Raw genomic sequence first — 17,294 nt, forward strand, 5'->3', positions numbered from 1 at the left:
CGATACAATACGGAGAGGCGCAGCGATGCGCTCGGCGGCCGCACGCCGGCCGAGTTCCGCGCCGCGCTGGGAAGGGCCGCGTAACGGTCCAAGAAATCGTCCGCAGTCCCCCGGCTCAGGACGGGATACAGTTTCCCAAACAGGGCTCAATCGGAAACTACGACCCAGTTTGAGGCCTCAAAACGGGACGCAGTTTCCGCCCGATCAGCCTTCGCCGCCATTCCGCCATTCAGCGACGCGCATCAGCAACTCTGTTCACAGAAAATATATGAACAGGTGTTCGATGCATACCAATCTACCTGCGCATTTTCTGTCGAAAAACTTTGCTACTCCAAAAACACAATCGCGTCAAGGCTTTTCTTGCCCAACGGTCGGTACCTGATAAACTATTAGGTTGCGATAACTGGCGAAGCTATGCCTCGCCAACCCACCGAGCATTTCCGTGAAGGAGGAAAAACCTGGTGACCTACGCATACACTGCCACTGAGCGCAAGCGCGTCAGCTTCGGGAAAATCCCGGAGGCCATGGAGCTCCCCAACCTTATCTCTGTTCAAAGGGAATCCTTTGAGCGTTTTAAGGACGAGGGCCTTCGTGAGGCGTTTAAGGAATCCAGCCCCATCCAGAGCCAGAACCATGTTCTCGAGGTTACCTTCGGCGAGCATCAGTTTGGCGACCCCGCGCACACCGTCGAGGAGTGCCGCGAGAAGGATATGACCTATCAGGCTCCGCTTCTGACCGACGTCCGTCTCACCAACAAGGAGACTGGCGAGATCAAGGAGCAGCTCGTCTTTATGGGCGACTTCCCCATGATGACCGATCAGGGCACCTTCATCATCAACGGTACCGAGCGTATCGTCGTCTCGCAGCTCGTCCGTTCCCCGGGCGTGTACTTCAGCTCCGAGATGGATTCGGGCAAGCAGATCTACAAGGCTCAGATCATCCCGTCCCGCGGTGCCTGGCTTGAGTTTGAGGTTGACAAGCGCGACCAGCTCATGGTCTCCATCGACCGTAAGCGCAAGCAGAGCGCCACGATGTTCCTGCGCGCCCTTGGCATCGCCGTCACCAACGACGACATCATCGAGCTGCTCGGCAATTCCGATGTGATCAAGCGCACCCTCGAGCGCGATACCGCCCTTACCCGCGAGGATGCTCTTATCGAGATCTACCGTCGCCTGCGCCCGGGCGAGCCTCCCACCGTAGATGCTTCCCGCAGTCTGCTCGAGGGCCTGCTCTTCAACCCGCAGCGCTACGACCTGGCCCGCGTCGGTCGCTACAAGGTCAACAAGAAGCTCAACCTCACCACCGAGGAAGAGGTCACGGTGCTCACCGACGAGGATATCGTCGCTACGCTACGCTACCTGCTGTCCCTCGCTGCCGGCGAGCAGGGCTTCAAGGTTGACGACATCGACCACTTTGGCAACCGCCGTATCCGCACCGTCGGCGAGCTCGTCGCCAACCAGTTCCGTATCGGCATGAGCCGTATGGAGCGCGTCGTCCGTGAGCGCATGAGCTCCCAGGACATCGACGAGATTACCCCGCAGTCGCTCATCAACATCCGCCCGATCGTGGCCTCCATCAAGGAGTTCTTCGGTTCCTCGCAGCTCTCGCAGTTCATGGACCAGGCGAACCCCCTGACCGGTCTGACCCACAAGCGCCGTCTGTCCGCACTCGGCCCTGGCGGTCTTGCCGGCCACAAGTCGGGCTCCAGCCGCCGCACCAACGTGCCGACGGCCGTCCGCGACGTTCACAACTCGCACTACAGCCGCATGTGCCCGATCGAGACCCCCGAAGGCCCCAACATCGGCCTGATCGGCTCGCTTGCCCTCTACGCCCGCGTCAACGAGTATGGCTTCATCGAGGCCCCGTTCCGCCGCGTCGAGAACGGCGTTGCCACCGACCAGATCGACTGGATGACCGCTGACGAGGAAGAGAAGCACGTTATCGCGCCGGCCAACACGCCGCTCGATCCCAAGACCAACGAGTTCATCACGACCGATGCCGAGGGCAAGATCGTCCGTCCGCATTCCGTGATCGCCCGTACCCGCGACTTCGACGGCTCCTTCGGCGCTCCCGCCGACGTGCCTGTCGAGGACGTCGACTACATGGACGTCTCGCCGCGCCAGATGCTCTCCGTCGCAGCCACGCTGATCCCGTTCCTCGAGCACGACGACGCTAAGCGTACGCTCATGGGCGCCAACATGCAGCGTCAGGCCGTGCCGCTGGTTCACCCCGCCGCTCCCTATGTCGGTACCGGCATGGAGCGTCGCGCCGCCCTGGACTCTGGCGAGGTCACCCTGGCCAAGAACGCCGGCGAGGTCATCTTTGCCGACGCCTCCAAGATTATCGTCAAGCATGCCGGCGGCATGGACGAGTATCACCTGGCCAAGTACCAGCGCTCCAATCAGTCCACCTGCATCAACCACCGCCCGCTCGTGCGCGTCGGCGACACCGTTGAGCAGGGTGAGCCTCTGGCCGACGGTCCTTCGACCGATCACGGCGAGCTCGCACTGGGCCAGAACCTCACCGTGGCCTACATGCCGTGGGAAGGCTTCAACTACGAGGACGGTATCGTCGTGTCCGAGCGCCTGGTGGCCGAGGACCTGCTGACGACCATCAACATCACCCGTCACGAGATCGACGCCCGCGATACCAAGCTCGGCCCCGAGGAGATCACTCGCGAGATCCCGAACCTCTCCGAGGACATGCTTGCCAACCTCGACGAGGACGGCATCATCCGCATCGGCGCTGAGGTCGGCCCTGGCGACATCCTGGTCGGCAAGGTTACCCCTAAGGGCGAGAGCGCTCTGACTGCCGAGGAGCGCCTGCTGCGCGCCATCTTCGGTGCCAAGGCTCACGACGTTCGCGACACTTCCCTTAAGATGCCTCACGGCGCTTACGGCCGTGTCATCGACGTCGTCCGCTTTAGCCGCGAGAACGGCGACGACCTGGCCCCCGGCGTCAACGAGCAGGTGCGCGTCTACGTCGCCCAGCGTCGTAAGATCCAGCAGGGCGATAAGATTGCCGGCCGCCACGGTAACAAGGGTGTTATCTGTAACGTTCTGCCGGTCGAGGACATGCCCTACATGGCTGACGGTACCCCGATCGACGTTATCCTCAACCCGCTGGGCGTTCCTTCGCGTATGAACGTCGGCCAGCTGCTCGAGTGCCACCTTGGCTGGGCTGCTGCCTGCGGTTGGGATACCGAGGATGCCGATTCCGACAAGTACGTCCCCGGTCCGTTCTTTACCGCGACGCCCGTCTTCGACGGCGCCAAGGAGGACGAGATCGCCGAGGTCATCCGTCGTGCCAACAAGAATATGCTCAACAAGGCCACCGCTGCCTTTGGCGATCACATGCGCCCCGAGTTTGTCACCCAGCTTGACGAGCGCGGAAAGACCCGCCTGTTTGACGGCCGTACCGGCGAGGAGTTCCGCGAGCCCATTACCGTGGGTACGTCCTACATCCTCAAGCTCGGTCACATGGTCGACGACAAGATCCACGCCCGTTCGACTGGCCCTTACAGCTTGGTTACCCAGCAGCCGCTGGGCGGCAAGGCCCAGTTCGGCGGCCAGCGCTTCGGCGAGATGGAAGTTTGGGCACTGTACGCATACGGTGCTTCCAACGTCCTGCAGGAGATCCTGACCGTCAAGTCCGACGATACCGTGGGCCGCGTCAAGACCTACGAGTCCATCGTCAAGGGCGAGAACGTCCCGGTTCCGGGTATCCCCGAGTCCTTTAAGGTTCTCGTCAAGGAGATCCGTTCCCTCGCACTGGACATCGAGCCCATGCACGATGCCGACGAGGACGCCTCCGCCCCCGTGACCGCCGAGGAGACCTCTGCCCTCGATGACCTGGCTGCGCTCGCCGGCGTTGACGCCGACGTCGAGGCCCAGGATGCCGAGACCGCCGAGGCGCCCGAGGCTGTCGCCGCCACGACCACTGATAAGGAGTAGTTGACTGTGGCAGATTTCGAAGCTACTGAATTTGACTCGGTAAAGATCTCCCTTGCCTCCGCCGACCAGATCCGTTCCTGGTCGCACGGTGAGGTCAAGAAGCCGGAGACCATCAATTACCGTACCCTCAAGCCCGAGAAGGACGGCCTGTTCTGCGAGAAGATCTTCGGTCCCGCCAAGGACTGGGAGTGCTCCTGCGGCAAGTACAAGGGCATCCGCTTTAAGGGCATCGTCTGCGAGCGCTGCGGCGTCGAGGTCACCTCGGCCAAGGTGCGTCGCGACCGCATGGGCCATATCGAGCTCGCCGCTCCCGTGTCCCACATCTGGTACTTCAAGAGCCCCACGAGCTTCCCGATGAGCCGTATGCTCGACATCAAGTCCAAGGACCTCGAGAAGGTTCTGTACTTTGCCAGCTACATCATCACCGAGGTCGACTACGAGGCTCGCGAGGCCGACGCTGACGACCTGCGCGAGGAGCTCGCCGCCGATCTGGAAGAGATCGATGCCGAGTGCGCCCGCCAGATCGAGTCCCTCAAGGAGCAGGGCAACCCCGAGAACTTTGACGAGTTCTCCGACGAGGAGCCGCTGACCCCCGAGGAGATCGCCTCCGGCATCGTCGACATCGAGGAAGAGTGCAAGGACGAGAAGCAGCTCCGCACGGACGCCTTCAACGCCTTCATGAAGCTCACCGAGCGCGACCTCATCTCCGATGAGCCGCTGTTCCGCGAGATGACCCGTTACTACTCCATGTACTTCAAGGGTGGCATGGGTGCCGAGGCCGTCCGCGACCTGCTCGCTGCCATCGACCTCCCCTCCGAGGCCGAGAAGCTCAAGGCCATCATCGCCGACGAGGACTCTCAGAAGCAGAAGCGCGAGAAGGCCGTCAAGCGCCTCGAGGTCGTTGACGCCTTCCTGAAGGGCGGCAACAGCCCCGCGAACATGATTCTGGATGTCATCCCGGTCATTCCGCCCGATCTGCGCCCGATGGTCCAGCTCGACGGCGGCCGCTTCGCCGCGTCCGACCTCAACGACCTGTATCGTCGCGTGATCAACCGTAACAACCGACTCAAGCGCCTGCTCGACCTGGACGCCCCTGCGATCATCGTGAACAACGAGAAGCGCATGCTCCAGGAGTCCGTGGACGCCCTGTTCGACAACGGCCGCCGTGGGCGCCCGGTCTCTGGCCGTGGTGGTCGCCCGCTCAAGTCGCTCGCCGAGGCCCTCAAGGGCAAGCAGGGTCGTTTCCGCCAGAACCTGCTGGGCAAGCGTGTCGACTACTCTGGCCGTTCGGTTATCGTTACCGACCCCAAGCTGTTGCTGCACCAGTGCGGTCTGCCCAAGACCATGGCGCTGGAGCTCTTCAAGCCCTTCGTCATGAAGCGCCTGGTCGAGCTTGGCAAGGTCGAGAACATCAAGGGCGCCAAGCGCGCTATCGACCGCGGTGCCACCTTTGTGTGGGACATCCTCGAAGAGGTCATCGACGGTCGTGTCGTGCTGCTCAACCGTGCACCGACCCTGCACCGTCTGTCCATCCAGGCCTTTGAGCCGGTGCTGGTCGAGGGTAAGGCTATCCACCTGCACCCGCTGGTCTGCGCGCCCTTCAACGCCGACTTCGACGGCGACCAGATGTCTGTCCACGTGCCGCTGTCCAGCCAGGCTCAGGCCGAGGCCCGCGTGCTCATGCTCTCTGCGAACAACCTGCGCTCGCCGGCATCCGGCAAGCCGGTCAACATCCCCTCGCAGGACATGATCATTGGTGTGTACTACCTGACCCAGGTCCGCGACGGTCTGCCGGGCGAGAACCACGTGTTCTCGAGCTTCGACGACGCGCTGCACGCCTATGACTGCCGCTCCGAAGTCGACATGCAGGCCAAGATTCAGGTCCGCGTGTCCGCCGAGAACGCCAACGTCATCAACGAGGACGGTACCCGTATCTTCCGCGTCAAGAACGGCAAGAACGAGTTCGTCGACTACGATGTCACCGGTAACAAGACCGCACGCTTCGAGACTTCTATCGGCCGCATCATCTTCAACCGCCAGTGCCTGCCCGAAGACTACGAGTTCATGAACTACAAGATGGTCAAGGGCGATGTGGCCAAGCTGGTTGCCGACTGCTGCGATCGTTACCCCGAGGCCAAGGTCGGCCCGATCCTCGACTCTATCAAGTACTCCGGCTTCCACTACGCTACCCGCGCCGGCCTCACCATCTCGGTGTGGGACGCTCTCATCCCTGCCGAGAAGCAGGAGCTGCTCGACCGCGCCCAGGCCAACGTCGACCAGATCAACGAGTACTTCGAGGAGGGCTTCATCAACGAGACGGAGCGCCACATCGAAGTCGTTAACGAGTGGACCGCTTGTACCGATAAGGTCGCAGCGCTCATGCTCGACATGTTCGACGAGGAGAACCCGCTGTACATGATGGCCGACTCCGGCGCCCGTGGTTCTAAGACCCAGCTGCGTCAGCTCGGCGGCATGCGTGGCCTGATGGCAGATATGTCCGGCGAGACGATCGACCTTCCCATTAAGGCGAACTTCCGCGAGGGCCTGCTGCCGCTCGAGTACTTCATTTCGACCTACGGCGCCCGTAAGGGCCTGGTCGATACCGCATCCCACACCTCGGACTCTGGCTACCTGACCCGTCGTCTGGTCGACGTGGCCCAGGACGTCATCGTCCGCGAGGAGGACTGCGGTACGCACGAGGGCGTCACCTACAACCTCATCATTCCCGGCACCACCGACCTCAACACTGATCTTGTCGGCCGTTGCTTTATTGAGGACGTCGTGGCTCCCGATGGCACCGTGCTCTTTGAGCAGGACGGCTATATCGAGAAGGTCGCCGACATCCAGAAGATGGTCGATGCGGGCCTTAAGAAGGTCAAGCTTCGCGCGCTGCTCACCTGCCGCTCCAAGTACGGCGTGTGCCAGAAGTGCTACGGCTGGGATCTTTCCACCCGTCGTCCGGTCGCCATCGGTACCGCAGTCGGCATTATTGCCGCCCAGTCCATCGGCGAGCCCGGTACGCAGCTTACGATGCGTACCATTCACTCCGGCGGCGTCGCTGGCGTCGACGATATTACGCAGGGTCTGCCTACGGTCAGCCGTATGTTCGATATCGTCGGCAACGTCAACGAGAAGATCCTGGGTCGCGAGGCCGAGCTGGCTCCGTACTCCGGCCACCTCTCGATTAAGCCCGAGAAGTCCGAGTACGTGCTGACGCTCACCGACTCCGAGGATCACACCCGTGTCCTCGACGAGCGTCGCGTCCCCGCTTCGGTGCGCTTTATGCCCGAGATCGAGGACGGCTGCGAGGTTCGCGCCGGCGACCAGATCACCAAGGGCTTCGTCAACTTCCGCAACCTGCGCAAGCTGACCGACATCGAGTCGACGATGCACACCTTCGTCGAGAGCGTCAAGGACGTCTACACCAGCCAGGGCGTCGACCTGAACGACAAGCACATCGAGGTGCTCGCACGTCAGATGCTGCGTCGCGTTCAGATCACCAACCCCGGCGACTCCAAGTACCTGCTTGGTCAGTACGTCGACCGCTACGAGTTCGCCGACGAGGTCGAGCGCGTTGCCCGTCTGGGCGGTCAGGCTCCCGTGGCTGAGCCCGTCATCTTGGGTACGCTCAAGGTTGCGTCCAACATCGACTCCTGGCTGTCGAGCGCTTCGTTCATCCGTACCGCCGGCGTCCTTACCGAGGCTGCTATTGAGGGCAAGGTCGACCACCTGCTCGACCTTAAGTCCAACGTCATCGTCGGTAAGAAGATCCCGGCTGGTACCGGCCTCAAGCCGTACGCTAACGCCAAGCTGACGTATCGCACGGCCGACGGCTACGTGGACATCGATGGTCCGGCTTCGCCCAACGCCAAGTCACTGCCCGAGTGGGCTCCCGTGGAGCTCAAGGACCTGGACGAGCGGCTCCCACAGCAGCTCGACTGGGCCGGCTACGACGAGTTTGGCGGCGCCGACGGTTCGTTCACCCGCAACGGCCACACCATCTCCGCCGAGAAGGCTCGCCTGTACCTGTTCGACGACCTGGGCGTGTCGCAGCGCTGGACCAACAAGTTCAGCGAGGTCGGCATCGAGACGGTCGGCGACCTGGTTGGCAAGTCCGAGGAGGATCTGCTGCGCATCGATGGCATCGGTGCCAAGGCGATCGAGGAACTCCGTGACGGCCTCGAGGCCCACGACCTGCTCTACATCCTCGAGAACAACGACGACGTTGCCGACGAGGAAGACCTCTCGCAGCTGCTGCAGATGGTCTTTAGCCCCGACGGTCCGGACGACATCCTGCTGGGCACCTCCGCTCCGACGCATCACGCCGATGCCGACGAGGAGCTCCTGGGCGCCCCGATCGACGACAAGAAGGCTTCCGCCAACGGTGCCATCAACGAGGACATGGCTTCCCTCGACGAGCTGCTCAACCAGCTCGTGGACACCGACGACGCCGAAGAGGCCAAGGACAACGACGGGGAGTAATTTCCTAGTACGTTAACCGCCCTTCCAAAGACCCGTTTCCCAACAGGGAAGCGGGTCTTTTTTGTTGAGGAACGTTGCCCTGACGAGCACGTAGGATTTCCGGGACGGGCGGCCCAGGGGTTAAGTTTGTCGCGAGTTCCGCACGAGCCGGAGGCCACTTAATGTGGCCTCCGTGCGAGTCAGGACTGTAGAGCAGCAAACTTAACCCCTGGGCCGCCCGTCCCGGGATCCGCCCTTGCGCACAGGAGGGGATTCCTTTTGTGTAGGCTTTGCGGAAATGTGGCTATTTTAGGATACGCCCGGCGGCGTGGTCTGTTGACGACACAGCTAACGGCACGTATCCTATCGAACTGCGTGTTTCGTAGGGGGATGCTGACCCCTCGATTCAAGCCGTTGCACTTTACAGAAAGCTGGAATCATTCGAGAAGGAGTACGCTTTGCCTACTATTAACCAGCTGGTTCGCCAGGGCCGTCGTTCCGCGCCCAAGAAGTCCAAGAACGCTGCTCTGCAGCACAACTCCCAGAAGCGCGGCGTGTGCACCCGCGTCTTCACCACGAGCCCCAAGAAGCCGAACTCGGCGCTTCGTAAGGTTGCCCGTGTTCGCCTCGTCAACGGCATCGAAGTTACTGCTTACATCCCGGGTGAGGGCCACAACCTGCAGGAGCACTCCATCGTGCTCGTCCGCGGCGGTCGTGTTCGTGACCTCCCTGGTGTCCGTTATCACGTCATCCGTGGCGCCTACGATGCTGCTCCGGTCCAGAACCGTATGCAGGCCCGTTCCAAGTACGGTGCTAAGCGCCCCAAGGCCAAATAAGCCAGATAACGTTTTGATACTTTCGCCGTGTGCCGCCTAAGCGCCGCACGGTAGACACTTAAGGAGATTTCACATGCCGCGTCGTGCAGCAGCTAATCGTCGTGAGGTTCAGCCTGACGCCGTTTACAACAACCGCCTGGTGACTCAGCTCATCAACAAGGTCCTTCTTGACGGCAAGAAGGCCACCGCTGAGCGCATCGTTTACACCGCTTTCGAGATCGTTGCCGAGAAGTCCGAAGGTGGCGACGCTCTCGCTACCTTCAAGAAGGCTATGGACAACGTCAAGCCCACGCTCGAGGTTAAGCCCAAGCGTGTCGGTGGCGCTACCTATCAGGTCCCGATGGAGGTCAACTCCCGTCGTTCCACCGCTCTGGGCATCCGCTGGATCGTCAACTTCTCCCGCGCTCGCAAGGAGAAGACCATGGCTGAGCGTCTCGCAAACGAGATTCTGGACGCTTCCAACGGCCTGGGCGCTTCCGTCAAGAAGCGTGAGGACGTCTTCAAGATGGCCGAGGCCAACCGCGCGTTCTCTCACTATCGTTGGTAAGTTAAGGTAAGGAACTAATATGGCTAAGGCTAAGCACAAGCTTTCCGATACCCGTAACATCGGCATCATGGCCCACATCGATGCCGGTAAGACCACCACGACCGAGCGTATTCTTTACTACACCGGTAAGACCCACAAGATCGGTGAGGTCCATGAGGGCGCTGCCACCATGGACTGGATGGTTCAGGAGCAGGAGCGCGGCGTAACCATTACCTCCGCTGCTACCACGTGCTTCTGGAACAAGGACGGTAAGGACTACCGCATCCAGATCATCGACACCCCGGGCCACGTTGACTTCACCGCCGAGGTCGAGCGCTGCCTGCGCGTCCTCGATGGCGCTGTCGCCGTCTTCGACGCCGTTGCCGGCGTCCAGCCCCAGTCTGAGACCGTTTGGCGTCAGGCTTCTACCTTCAACGTTCCCCGCATCGCCTTCATCAACAAGTATGACCGCGTGGGCGCTGACTTCTTCAACGCTATCGAGACCATGAAGGATCGTCTCGACGCCAACGCCGTGGCCGCTCAGGTCCCGATGGGCGCCGAGGACAATTTCTGGGGCGTCATCGACCTGGTCACCATGACTGCATGGGACTTCAAGGCCGACGAGAAGGGCATGACCTACCCCGAGCCGATGGACGAGATCCCGGCTGAGTTCGCCGACATCGCTGCCACCAAGCGCGAGGAGCTCCTCGACGCCGCTGCCAGCTTTGACGACGAGCTCATGGAGAAGATCCTCATGGAGGAGGACTTCACCGTCGAGGAGCTCAAGGCTGCTCTGCGCAAGGGCGTTCTGGCCAACGAGCTCAACCTCGTCTTTGTGGGCTCCGCCTACAAGAACAAGGGCGTTCAGGAGCTGCTCGACGCTGTCGTCGACTACCTGCCCAGCCCCCTCGACGTTGAGGCCGTCACCGGTACCGATCCGGAAACCGGCGAGGAGATCGTGCGTCATCCCTCCTTCGACGAGCCCTTCTCCGGCCTGGTCTTCAAGATCATGACCGACCCGTTCGTCGGTAAGCTCACCTACGTCCGCGTTTATTCCGGTCGCGCCGAGTCCGGCTCCTACGTGGTCAACGCCTCCAACGGTCAGCGCGAGCGTCTCGGCCGTATCCTCGAGATGAACGCCGCCGAGCGTATCGACCGTGACGACGCTTGCGCCGGTGACATCGTCGCCTGCGTTGGCTTCAAGAACTCCACCACCGGTGACACCCTGTGCGCCGAGGGCAAGGAGATCGTCCTCGAGAAGATCGAGTTCGCTAAGCCCGTTATCGACGTTGCCATCGAGCCCAAGACCAAGGCCGAGCAGGACAAGATGTCCCTGGCTCTGACCAAGCTCGCCGAGGAGGACCCGACCTTCACGGTGTCCACCAACCACGAGACCGGCCAGACCATCATCGCCGGCATGGGCGAGCTGCACCTCGAGATCATCGTTGACCGCCTGCTCCGTGAGTTCAAGGTTGACGCTAACGTCGGTAAGCCCCAGGTTGCCTACCGCGAGACCGCTGGTCACGATGTCGAGAGGGCTGAGGGCAAGTTCGTCCGTCAGTCCGGCGGTCGCGGTCAGTACGGCCACGCCGTCATCAAGCTCGAGAAGATGGAGGAGGGCTTCGGCTACGAGTTCGTCAACGCTATCGTCGGCGGCGTCGTGCCCAAGGAGTACATCCCGTCCATCGACAAGGGCATCCAGGAGGCCCTGAACACCGGTGTTATCGCCGGCTTCCCGGTCCTCGACGTTAAGGTCACCCTGTTCGACGGTTCTTACCACGAGGTCGACTCCTCCGAGGCCGCCTTCAAGATCGCCGGTTCCATGGCTATCAAGGACGCCCTCAAGAAGTCCGATCCGCAGCTGCTCGAGCCGATCATGGCTGTCGAGGTCGAGACCCCCGAGCAGTACATGGGCGACGTTATGGGCAACCTCTCCGGTCGCCGCGGCAAGATCGAGGGCATGGAGGATCGCAAGAACACCAAGCTCATCCGTGCCAAGGTGCCGCTGGGCGAGATGTTCGGTTACGCTACCGACCTTCGCTCCCAGACCCAGGGCCGTGCATCCTACACGATGCAGTTCGACTCTTATGAGCCTGCGCCCAAGTCCATCGTGGACGAGGTCATGAGCAAGAACGCCTAAGTTCGAGCTCCCTGTTACGTAATCCGCGAGAACATCTCTCGCACTCTTTGGAGGTTTAAGTTGGCTACCCAGAAGATCCGCATTCGCCTCAAGGGCTATGATCACGAGGTCGTCGATCAGTCCGCGAAGCTCATTGTCGAGACCGCTCAGAAGACCGGCGCTCGCGTTTCCGGTCCTGTCCCCCTGCCCACCGAGCGCAACCTGTACACGGTCATCCGCTCGCCGCACAAGGACAAGGACTCCCGCGAGCAGTTCGAGATGCGCACCCACAAGCGCCTCATCGACATCCTCGACCCCACCTCGGGCACCGTTGATTCGCTCATGCGTCTCGATCTCCCCGCTGGCGTCGACATCGACATCAAGCTCTAAGCTTTTTGCTCGATAGTGCGATTTGTAAGGCCGCAGCCCTAAGGGTTGCGGCCTTTTTTGTATCGATGGGGTAAAGGGTCTACACTACTGAGCTATTCGACAAACGGGTGTATGAGTAAAACTGTTGGGGGCAGATATAGATGGTCGAGTGGATCGTTCGTCGTGCGCAGGGCGACCGTGCGCGCGTGGGCACGTTGGCGGGCGTGGTGTGTATTCTCGCCAATGTGGCGCTATGCGCTGCGAAAGGTGCAATCGGCGTGCTGTCGGGATCGGTTTCGATTGTGGCGGACGCCATGAACAACCTGTCCGACGCCAGCTCAAACATCGTGAGCGTGCTTGGCTTTAAGCTGGCGGGCAAGCCGGCAGACCCCGAGCACCCTTACGGCCATGGCCGCTACGAGTATCTCTCGGGTCCGGTCGTGGCGGCGCTCGTGCTGCTCATCGGCCTCGAACTGGTGAAGTCCTCGTTCGAGCGCATCGTCCACCCCGAACCCGTCGAGTTCTCGCTTGCCCTGGTGGCAGTCTTGGCGCTTTCGATGGTTGTTAAACTGTGGATGGCGGCTCTCAACCAAAAGCTCGGTGACCGTATTGAGTCTGAGACGCTGCATGCGACCGCGCAGGATTCCAAGAACGATGTCCTTGCCACAGGCGCCGTGTTAGCGTGCGCAATTGTTTCGCAGGTGACGCATATCAATCTTGATGCTTGGGTCGGCCTTGCCGTTGGCGCCTATATTGGCTGGAGCGGTTTTGAGCTCATCCAGGATACGGTGAGCCCGCTTTTGGGTCAGGCGCCCGATCCCAAGCTGGTCGAACATATTCGCGGCAAGATCATGAGCTACCCTGGCGTTTTGGGCGTTCATGACCTAATGGTTCACGACTACGGTCCGGGCAGGAAGTTCGCAAGCGCTCACGCCGAGATGGCGGCCGAGGCCAGCCCGCTGGAAAGTCATGACACGCTCGATAACATTGAACAGGCATTTAGGGACGAAGACGACATGATTGTCACGCTTCACTACGATCCCATCGTGACCGATGACCCCAAGGTGGCGAGCATGCGCTTGCGCATTCACGCCATGGCCCAACAGATCGATAGCCGCCTTTCGATTCATGACCTGCGCTGTGTGCCGGGTCCTACGCACACCAACGTGATCTTTGACTGCGTGCGTCCCTCGGATTTGGGCATGGGGGCCGATGAGCTCAAGCACGCGTTGGCCCAGAGGGTCGAATCGGAATATCCCAAGTCGATTGCCAAGATTACGATCGACGAGGACTACGTAGGGCATACCCACGAGTAGGTCTGCGCCGGCAAAGCACGTTATACAGAAGGGGAGAATATGAAGAGGCTGTATCTGCTCCGCCACGGCCAGACGGAATTCAACGTAAAAAAGCTCGTCCAGGGTCGCTGTGATTCACCGCTTACCGATTTGGGCCGTCAACAGGCCCAAGCGGCAGCCGAATGGCTCAAAGCCCACGGCGTCGTCCCCGACAAAGTGGTCTCATCGCCTTTAGGCCGAGCCATGGACACGGCAAGTCTCGTCGCATGCGAGATCCTCGGTCCGGATGCTACTGTCGAGCCCTGCGAAGGCATCATCGAGCGCGGCTATGGGACCTTTGAGGAAGGCCCGCACGACGCATTGCCTACCGACGTTTGGGATCCGGGCGAGGATTTGGTCCCCTTCGGAGGAGAAGGAAGCCGCGCGCTGCAAGAACGCATGGTAGCCACCCTCACCAATCTCATGGGCGCCGAGGGCATCGAAACCCTCCTAGCAGTAAGCCACGGCAGCGCCAGCCGCCAATTCATCAAGGCTGCAGCCCCAGAGGGTTTCGAGCTCCCAGCAAAACTCCCCAACTGCGCCATCATGATCTTCGATTTCGACGATGCGCGAGAAGAGGACGATACGCCCCAATGCAAGTTCACCTTGCAGCAAATTGTGGATCCCCAACAATGTCATTAGCTGAGTGAGCAGAGTTAAGCAGACATCAACGTGTCGTTCCCAGTGTGCGGCGGAGGGGGCGGGCCTGAGACATATTAAGGTTGTCGCGAGTTCCGCACGAACAGGAGAGCACTTAATGTGCTCTCCGTCGTGAGCAGGACTGTAGAGCAGCAACCTTAATATGTCTCAGGCCCGCCCCCTCCGCCGCACACTGGGAACGTGCCACGCACTTTACCTGCGTAAACAATGTGAGTGAAATATGAATCTCGATGGATACGCCCGCAGCCGTGTATACTAAACAGCTGTGTGAAACCAGGGGAGTATTCTGGCTGGACAAAATGCCTGCTTAATAGGGTTGTCAGGTAGTTCGGACGCAATACAAGGCTGGGGAGCACGTCGTGTAAGTAGTGGTCCTCTAGGGGCGTACGCTCGGTGGTGTACGCATTGTCCCAAGACCACGCGAGAGTTGGGATCATATCTTGATCAGCATGATTCTCGGCCGCAAGATTGGCATGACCCAGGTTTGGGACGAGAACGACAACGTCGTTCCCGTCACGGTCATCCAGGCTGGCCCCTGCGCTGTCTCGCAGGTTAAAACTCAGGCAACCGACGGCTATGACGCCGTCCAGATCGGTTTCGGCGACATCAAGGCCAAGAACGTGAACAAGCCCATGGCTGGTCACTTCGCCAAGGCCGGCGTCGAGCCTGTCCGCTTCCTTCGTGAGGTCCGCGTCGAGAACGGCGAGGAGCACAAGGTCGGCGAGGTCGTCACCGTCGCTGATTTCGCTGATGTCGAGAAGGTCGACGTCATCGGTACCTCCAAGGGTAAGGGCTTCCAGGGTCGCATCAAGCGCTGGGGTCAGCGCCGCGGTCCTATGACGCATGGTTCTCACTTCCAGCGTCACCCCGGTTCTATCGGTCAGTGCGCCTATCCTGCGCGCGTCCTCAAGGGCGTCAAGATGGCCGGCCACATGGGTAACGAGCGCGTTACCGTCAAGAACCTTTCCGTTGTCCGCATCGATGCCGAGCAGAACCTCATCTTGGTCAAGGGCGCTGTCCCGGGTGCCAAGAATGGTCTCGTCGCCATCCGTATGGCCTAAGGGCCCAGCCCATTTAGCCCAGCGTCATACCAAGGAGAACACTTAAATGGCAAAGTTTGAAGTAAAGAACAGCGAGGGCAAGAAGGTCGCCGAGGCCGAGCTCGCCGCTGAGGTGTACGGCATCGAGCCGAACATCCACGTTATGCACCACATCGTCAAGTGCCAGATGGCCTCTTGGCGTCAGGGCACCCAGTCCGCTAAGGGCCGCTCTGAGGTTTCCGGTGGCGGCAAGAAGCCTTGGCGTCAGAAGGGCACCGGTCGTGCCCGCCAGGGTTCCATCCGTGCTGCCCAGTGGCGTCACGGTGGCGTTGTCTTCGCCCCCAAGCCCCGTTCCTACGCTAAGCGTATGAACAACAAGGAGGTCAAGCTGGCTATGCGCTCTGCGCTGTCCGCCAAGCTGGCCGATGGCGAGCTCGTGCTCGTCGACGACTACGGCTTCGAGAAGCCTTCCACCAAGGCTGCCGTTGCCATGCTCAAGGCTCTTGGCCTTGAGGGCAAGCGTCTGACCATCATCGTTCGCGATGAGGACGTCAACGCCTACCTGTCGTTCCGCAACATTCCCAAGACGTTCATCATCACTGCCGACGAGGCCAACACCTATGATCTCGTCAACAACAACGCTGTGCTGATGCCCGCCGACATCGCCGCTCACTTCGGGGAGGTGCTTGCATAAATGACCGCCCACGAGATCATCATCCGTCCGATCGTGTCCGAGCGTTCCTTCTCCGGCATGGAGCAGAACAAGTACACGTTCGAGGTCGCCAAGGATGCTAACAAGTATCAGATCAAGGACGCTGTCGAGGAGATCTTCGGCGTCAAGGTCGTTCGCGTGAACACCCTGACGGTCAAGCCCAAGACCAAGCGCGTGCGCTATGTCGCCGGCAAGACCCGTTCTTGGAAGAAGGCCATCGTTACGCTGGCCGAGGGCGACACCATCGAGGTCTTTGGCAACCAGGCCTAAGACTCGCTGCTGTTGAGTGAGCTCATGCCTCCCAAATAGGGGAGGCGAGAGCTCAAGGTTTTGGGCGTATAAAATGGACACGCCCGGAACCGTGTATACGTCCGGTGTCATCGCACCCGAGGCAGAACCTCGAATCCCTGTCTGCGATGGCTAACGGATACCTATTGAAAGGGATTGTAATGGCTGTAAAGCACCTTAAGCCGACCTCCGCTGGTAGGCGTTGGCAGACGATCTCCGACTTCTCCGAGATCACCTGCACCAAGCCCGAGAAGTCTCTTCTCGAGCCCCTGCCCAAGAAGGCCGGTCGTAACAACAACGGCCGCATCACCACCCGCCACCAGGGCGGCGGCGTGAAGCGTCGTTACCGCGTGATCGACTTCAAGCGCAACAAGGACGGCGTGCCCGCCAAGGTTGCCACGATCGAGTACGATCCGAACCGTTCCGCTCGCATCGCTCTGCTGCACTATGCTGACGGTGAGAAGCGCTACATCCTGGCCCCCAAGGGCCTCGAGGTCGGTCAGACCGTCATGTCCGGTTCTGACGCCGACATCAAGCCGGGCAACGCTCTGCCCCTCGCCGACATCCCCGTCGGTACGCTCATCCACGCCGTCGAGTTCCAGCCGGGCAAGGGCGCCGCTATCGCCCGTTCCGCCGGTAACTCCTGCCAGCTGATGGGTAAGGAGGGCAAGTACGCCATCGTCCGTATGCCTTCCTCCGAGATGCGCCGCATCCTCGTTACCTGCCGCGCCACCGTCGGTGAGGTCGGCAACGCTGATCACGCCAACATCGTCATCGGCAAGGCCGGCCGTAAGCGTCACATGAACGTGCGCCCGACCGTCCGCGGTACCGTTATGAACCCTGTCGACCACCCGCACGGCGGTGGCGAGGGCAAGAACCACACCTCTGGTCGTCCCTCTGTTACCCCCTGGGGTAAGCCGACGAAGGGCCTTCGTACGCGCAAGAAGAAGAAGGTCTCGAACCAGCACATCATTCGTCGCCGTAGGAAGTAATTTC

The 17,294-nt window shown here is 60.9% G+C and carries 12 protein-coding genes; all 12 read left to right on the forward strand.

The features are described 5' to 3' along the window. The first annotated feature begins 524 nt into the window (after positions 1-524). The 12 genes from rpoB (at position 525) to rplB (ending at position 17,290) form a co-directional block, all read left to right on the forward strand. Entirely contained in the window at positions 525-3,953 is a 3,429-nt protein-coding gene (gene rpoB, locus ACTM82_RS07400; protein ID WP_427796029.1) for a DNA-directed RNA polymerase subunit beta, read from the forward strand. A 6-nt stretch (positions 3,954-3,959) separates the two neighbouring features. Beyond that, a complete protein-coding gene (locus ACTM82_RS07405; RefSeq protein WP_370450532.1) occupies positions 3,960-8,435 on the forward strand; it encodes a DNA-directed RNA polymerase subunit beta' in 4,476 nt (1,491 codons plus the stop codon). Positions 8,436-8,872: 437 nt separating this feature from the next. Beyond that, positions 8,873-9,250 carry a 30S ribosomal protein S12 gene (rpsL, locus tag ACTM82_RS07410; RefSeq protein WP_154514699.1) on the forward strand — a complete coding sequence of 126 codons (378 nt, stop codon included), beginning with the start codon at positions 8,873-8,875 and terminating at the stop codon, positions 9,248-9,250. Between the two features lie 73 nt (positions 9,251-9,323). After that, complete coding sequence (gene rpsG / locus ACTM82_RS07415; RefSeq protein ID WP_006235013.1) at positions 9,324-9,797, forward strand: 30S ribosomal protein S7; 474 nt, start codon at positions 9,324-9,326, stop codon at positions 9,795-9,797. 19 nt (positions 9,798-9,816) lie between these two features. Beyond that, positions 9,817-11,916 (forward strand): elongation factor G, encoded by a 2,100-nt coding sequence (gene fusA, locus ACTM82_RS07420; protein WP_154514697.1) that lies wholly within the window; start codon positions 9,817-9,819, stop codon positions 11,914-11,916. A gap of 60 nt (positions 11,917-11,976) precedes the next feature. Then, complete coding sequence (gene rpsJ, locus ACTM82_RS07425; RefSeq protein WP_427717612.1) at positions 11,977-12,285, forward strand: 30S ribosomal protein S10; 309 nt, start codon at positions 11,977-11,979, stop codon at positions 12,283-12,285. Between the two features lie 140 nt (positions 12,286-12,425). Continuing rightward, positions 12,426-13,580: a cation diffusion facilitator family transporter gene (locus ACTM82_RS07430; RefSeq protein WP_441055508.1), complete on the forward strand. Its 1,155-nt coding sequence runs from the start codon at positions 12,426-12,428 to the stop codon at positions 13,578-13,580. Positions 13,581-13,619: 39 nt separating this feature from the next. Then, the gene (locus tag ACTM82_RS07435) at positions 13,620-14,240 is read left to right on the forward strand and encodes a histidine phosphatase family protein (RefSeq protein ID WP_441055506.1); all 621 of its coding nucleotides are present in this window, start codon (positions 13,620-13,622) and stop codon (positions 14,238-14,240) included. A gap of 458 nt (positions 14,241-14,698) precedes the next feature. Continuing rightward, positions 14,699-15,319: a 50S ribosomal protein L3 gene (gene rplC / locus ACTM82_RS07440; RefSeq protein ID WP_089572481.1), complete on the forward strand. Its 621-nt coding sequence runs from the start codon at positions 14,699-14,701 to the stop codon at positions 15,317-15,319. Between the two features lie 46 nt (positions 15,320-15,365). Continuing rightward, entirely contained in the window at positions 15,366-15,992 is a 627-nt protein-coding gene (gene rplD, locus ACTM82_RS07445; RefSeq protein ID WP_006235032.1) for a 50S ribosomal protein L4, read from the forward strand. Then, positions 15,993-16,280 carry a 50S ribosomal protein L23 gene (gene rplW, locus ACTM82_RS07450; RefSeq protein WP_006235033.1) on the forward strand — a complete coding sequence of 96 codons (288 nt, stop codon included), beginning with the start codon at positions 15,993-15,995 and terminating at the stop codon, positions 16,278-16,280. It abuts the gene before it with no gap. A gap of 179 nt (positions 16,281-16,459) precedes the next feature. Then, the gene (gene rplB / locus ACTM82_RS07455) at positions 16,460-17,290 is read left to right on the forward strand and encodes a 50S ribosomal protein L2 (protein WP_441055504.1); all 831 of its coding nucleotides are present in this window, start codon (positions 16,460-16,462) and stop codon (positions 17,288-17,290) included. The last annotated feature ends 4 nt before the right edge of the window (positions 17,291-17,294 follow it).

The organism is Collinsella sp. HCP3S3_E5, from assembly GCF_052067635.1.
In the GTDB taxonomy this organism is placed as follows: domain Bacteria; phylum Actinomycetota; class Coriobacteriia; order Coriobacteriales; family Coriobacteriaceae; genus Collinsella.

Coding starts and splice junctions, on each gene's coding strand:
- ACTM82_RS07435 (WP_441055506.1), top strand. CDS start 13,620: ATGAAGAGGCTGTATCTGCTCCGCCACGGCCAGACGGAATTCAACGTA.
- rpoB (WP_427796029.1), top strand. CDS start 525: ATGGAGCTCCCCAACCTTATCTCTGTTCAAAGGGAATCCTTTGAGCGT.
- rplW (WP_006235033.1), top strand. CDS start 15,993: ATGACCGCCCACGAGATCATCATCCGTCCGATCGTGTCCGAGCGTTCC.
- rplD (WP_006235032.1), top strand. CDS start 15,366: ATGGCAAAGTTTGAAGTAAAGAACAGCGAGGGCAAGAAGGTCGCCGAG.
- ACTM82_RS07430 (WP_441055508.1), top strand. CDS start 12,426: ATGGTCGAGTGGATCGTTCGTCGTGCGCAGGGCGACCGTGCGCGCGTG.
- fusA (WP_154514697.1), top strand. CDS start 9,817: ATGGCTAAGGCTAAGCACAAGCTTTCCGATACCCGTAACATCGGCATC.
- rplB (WP_441055504.1), top strand. CDS start 16,460: ATGGCTGTAAAGCACCTTAAGCCGACCTCCGCTGGTAGGCGTTGGCAG.
- rpsG (WP_006235013.1), top strand. CDS start 9,324: ATGCCGCGTCGTGCAGCAGCTAATCGTCGTGAGGTTCAGCCTGACGCC.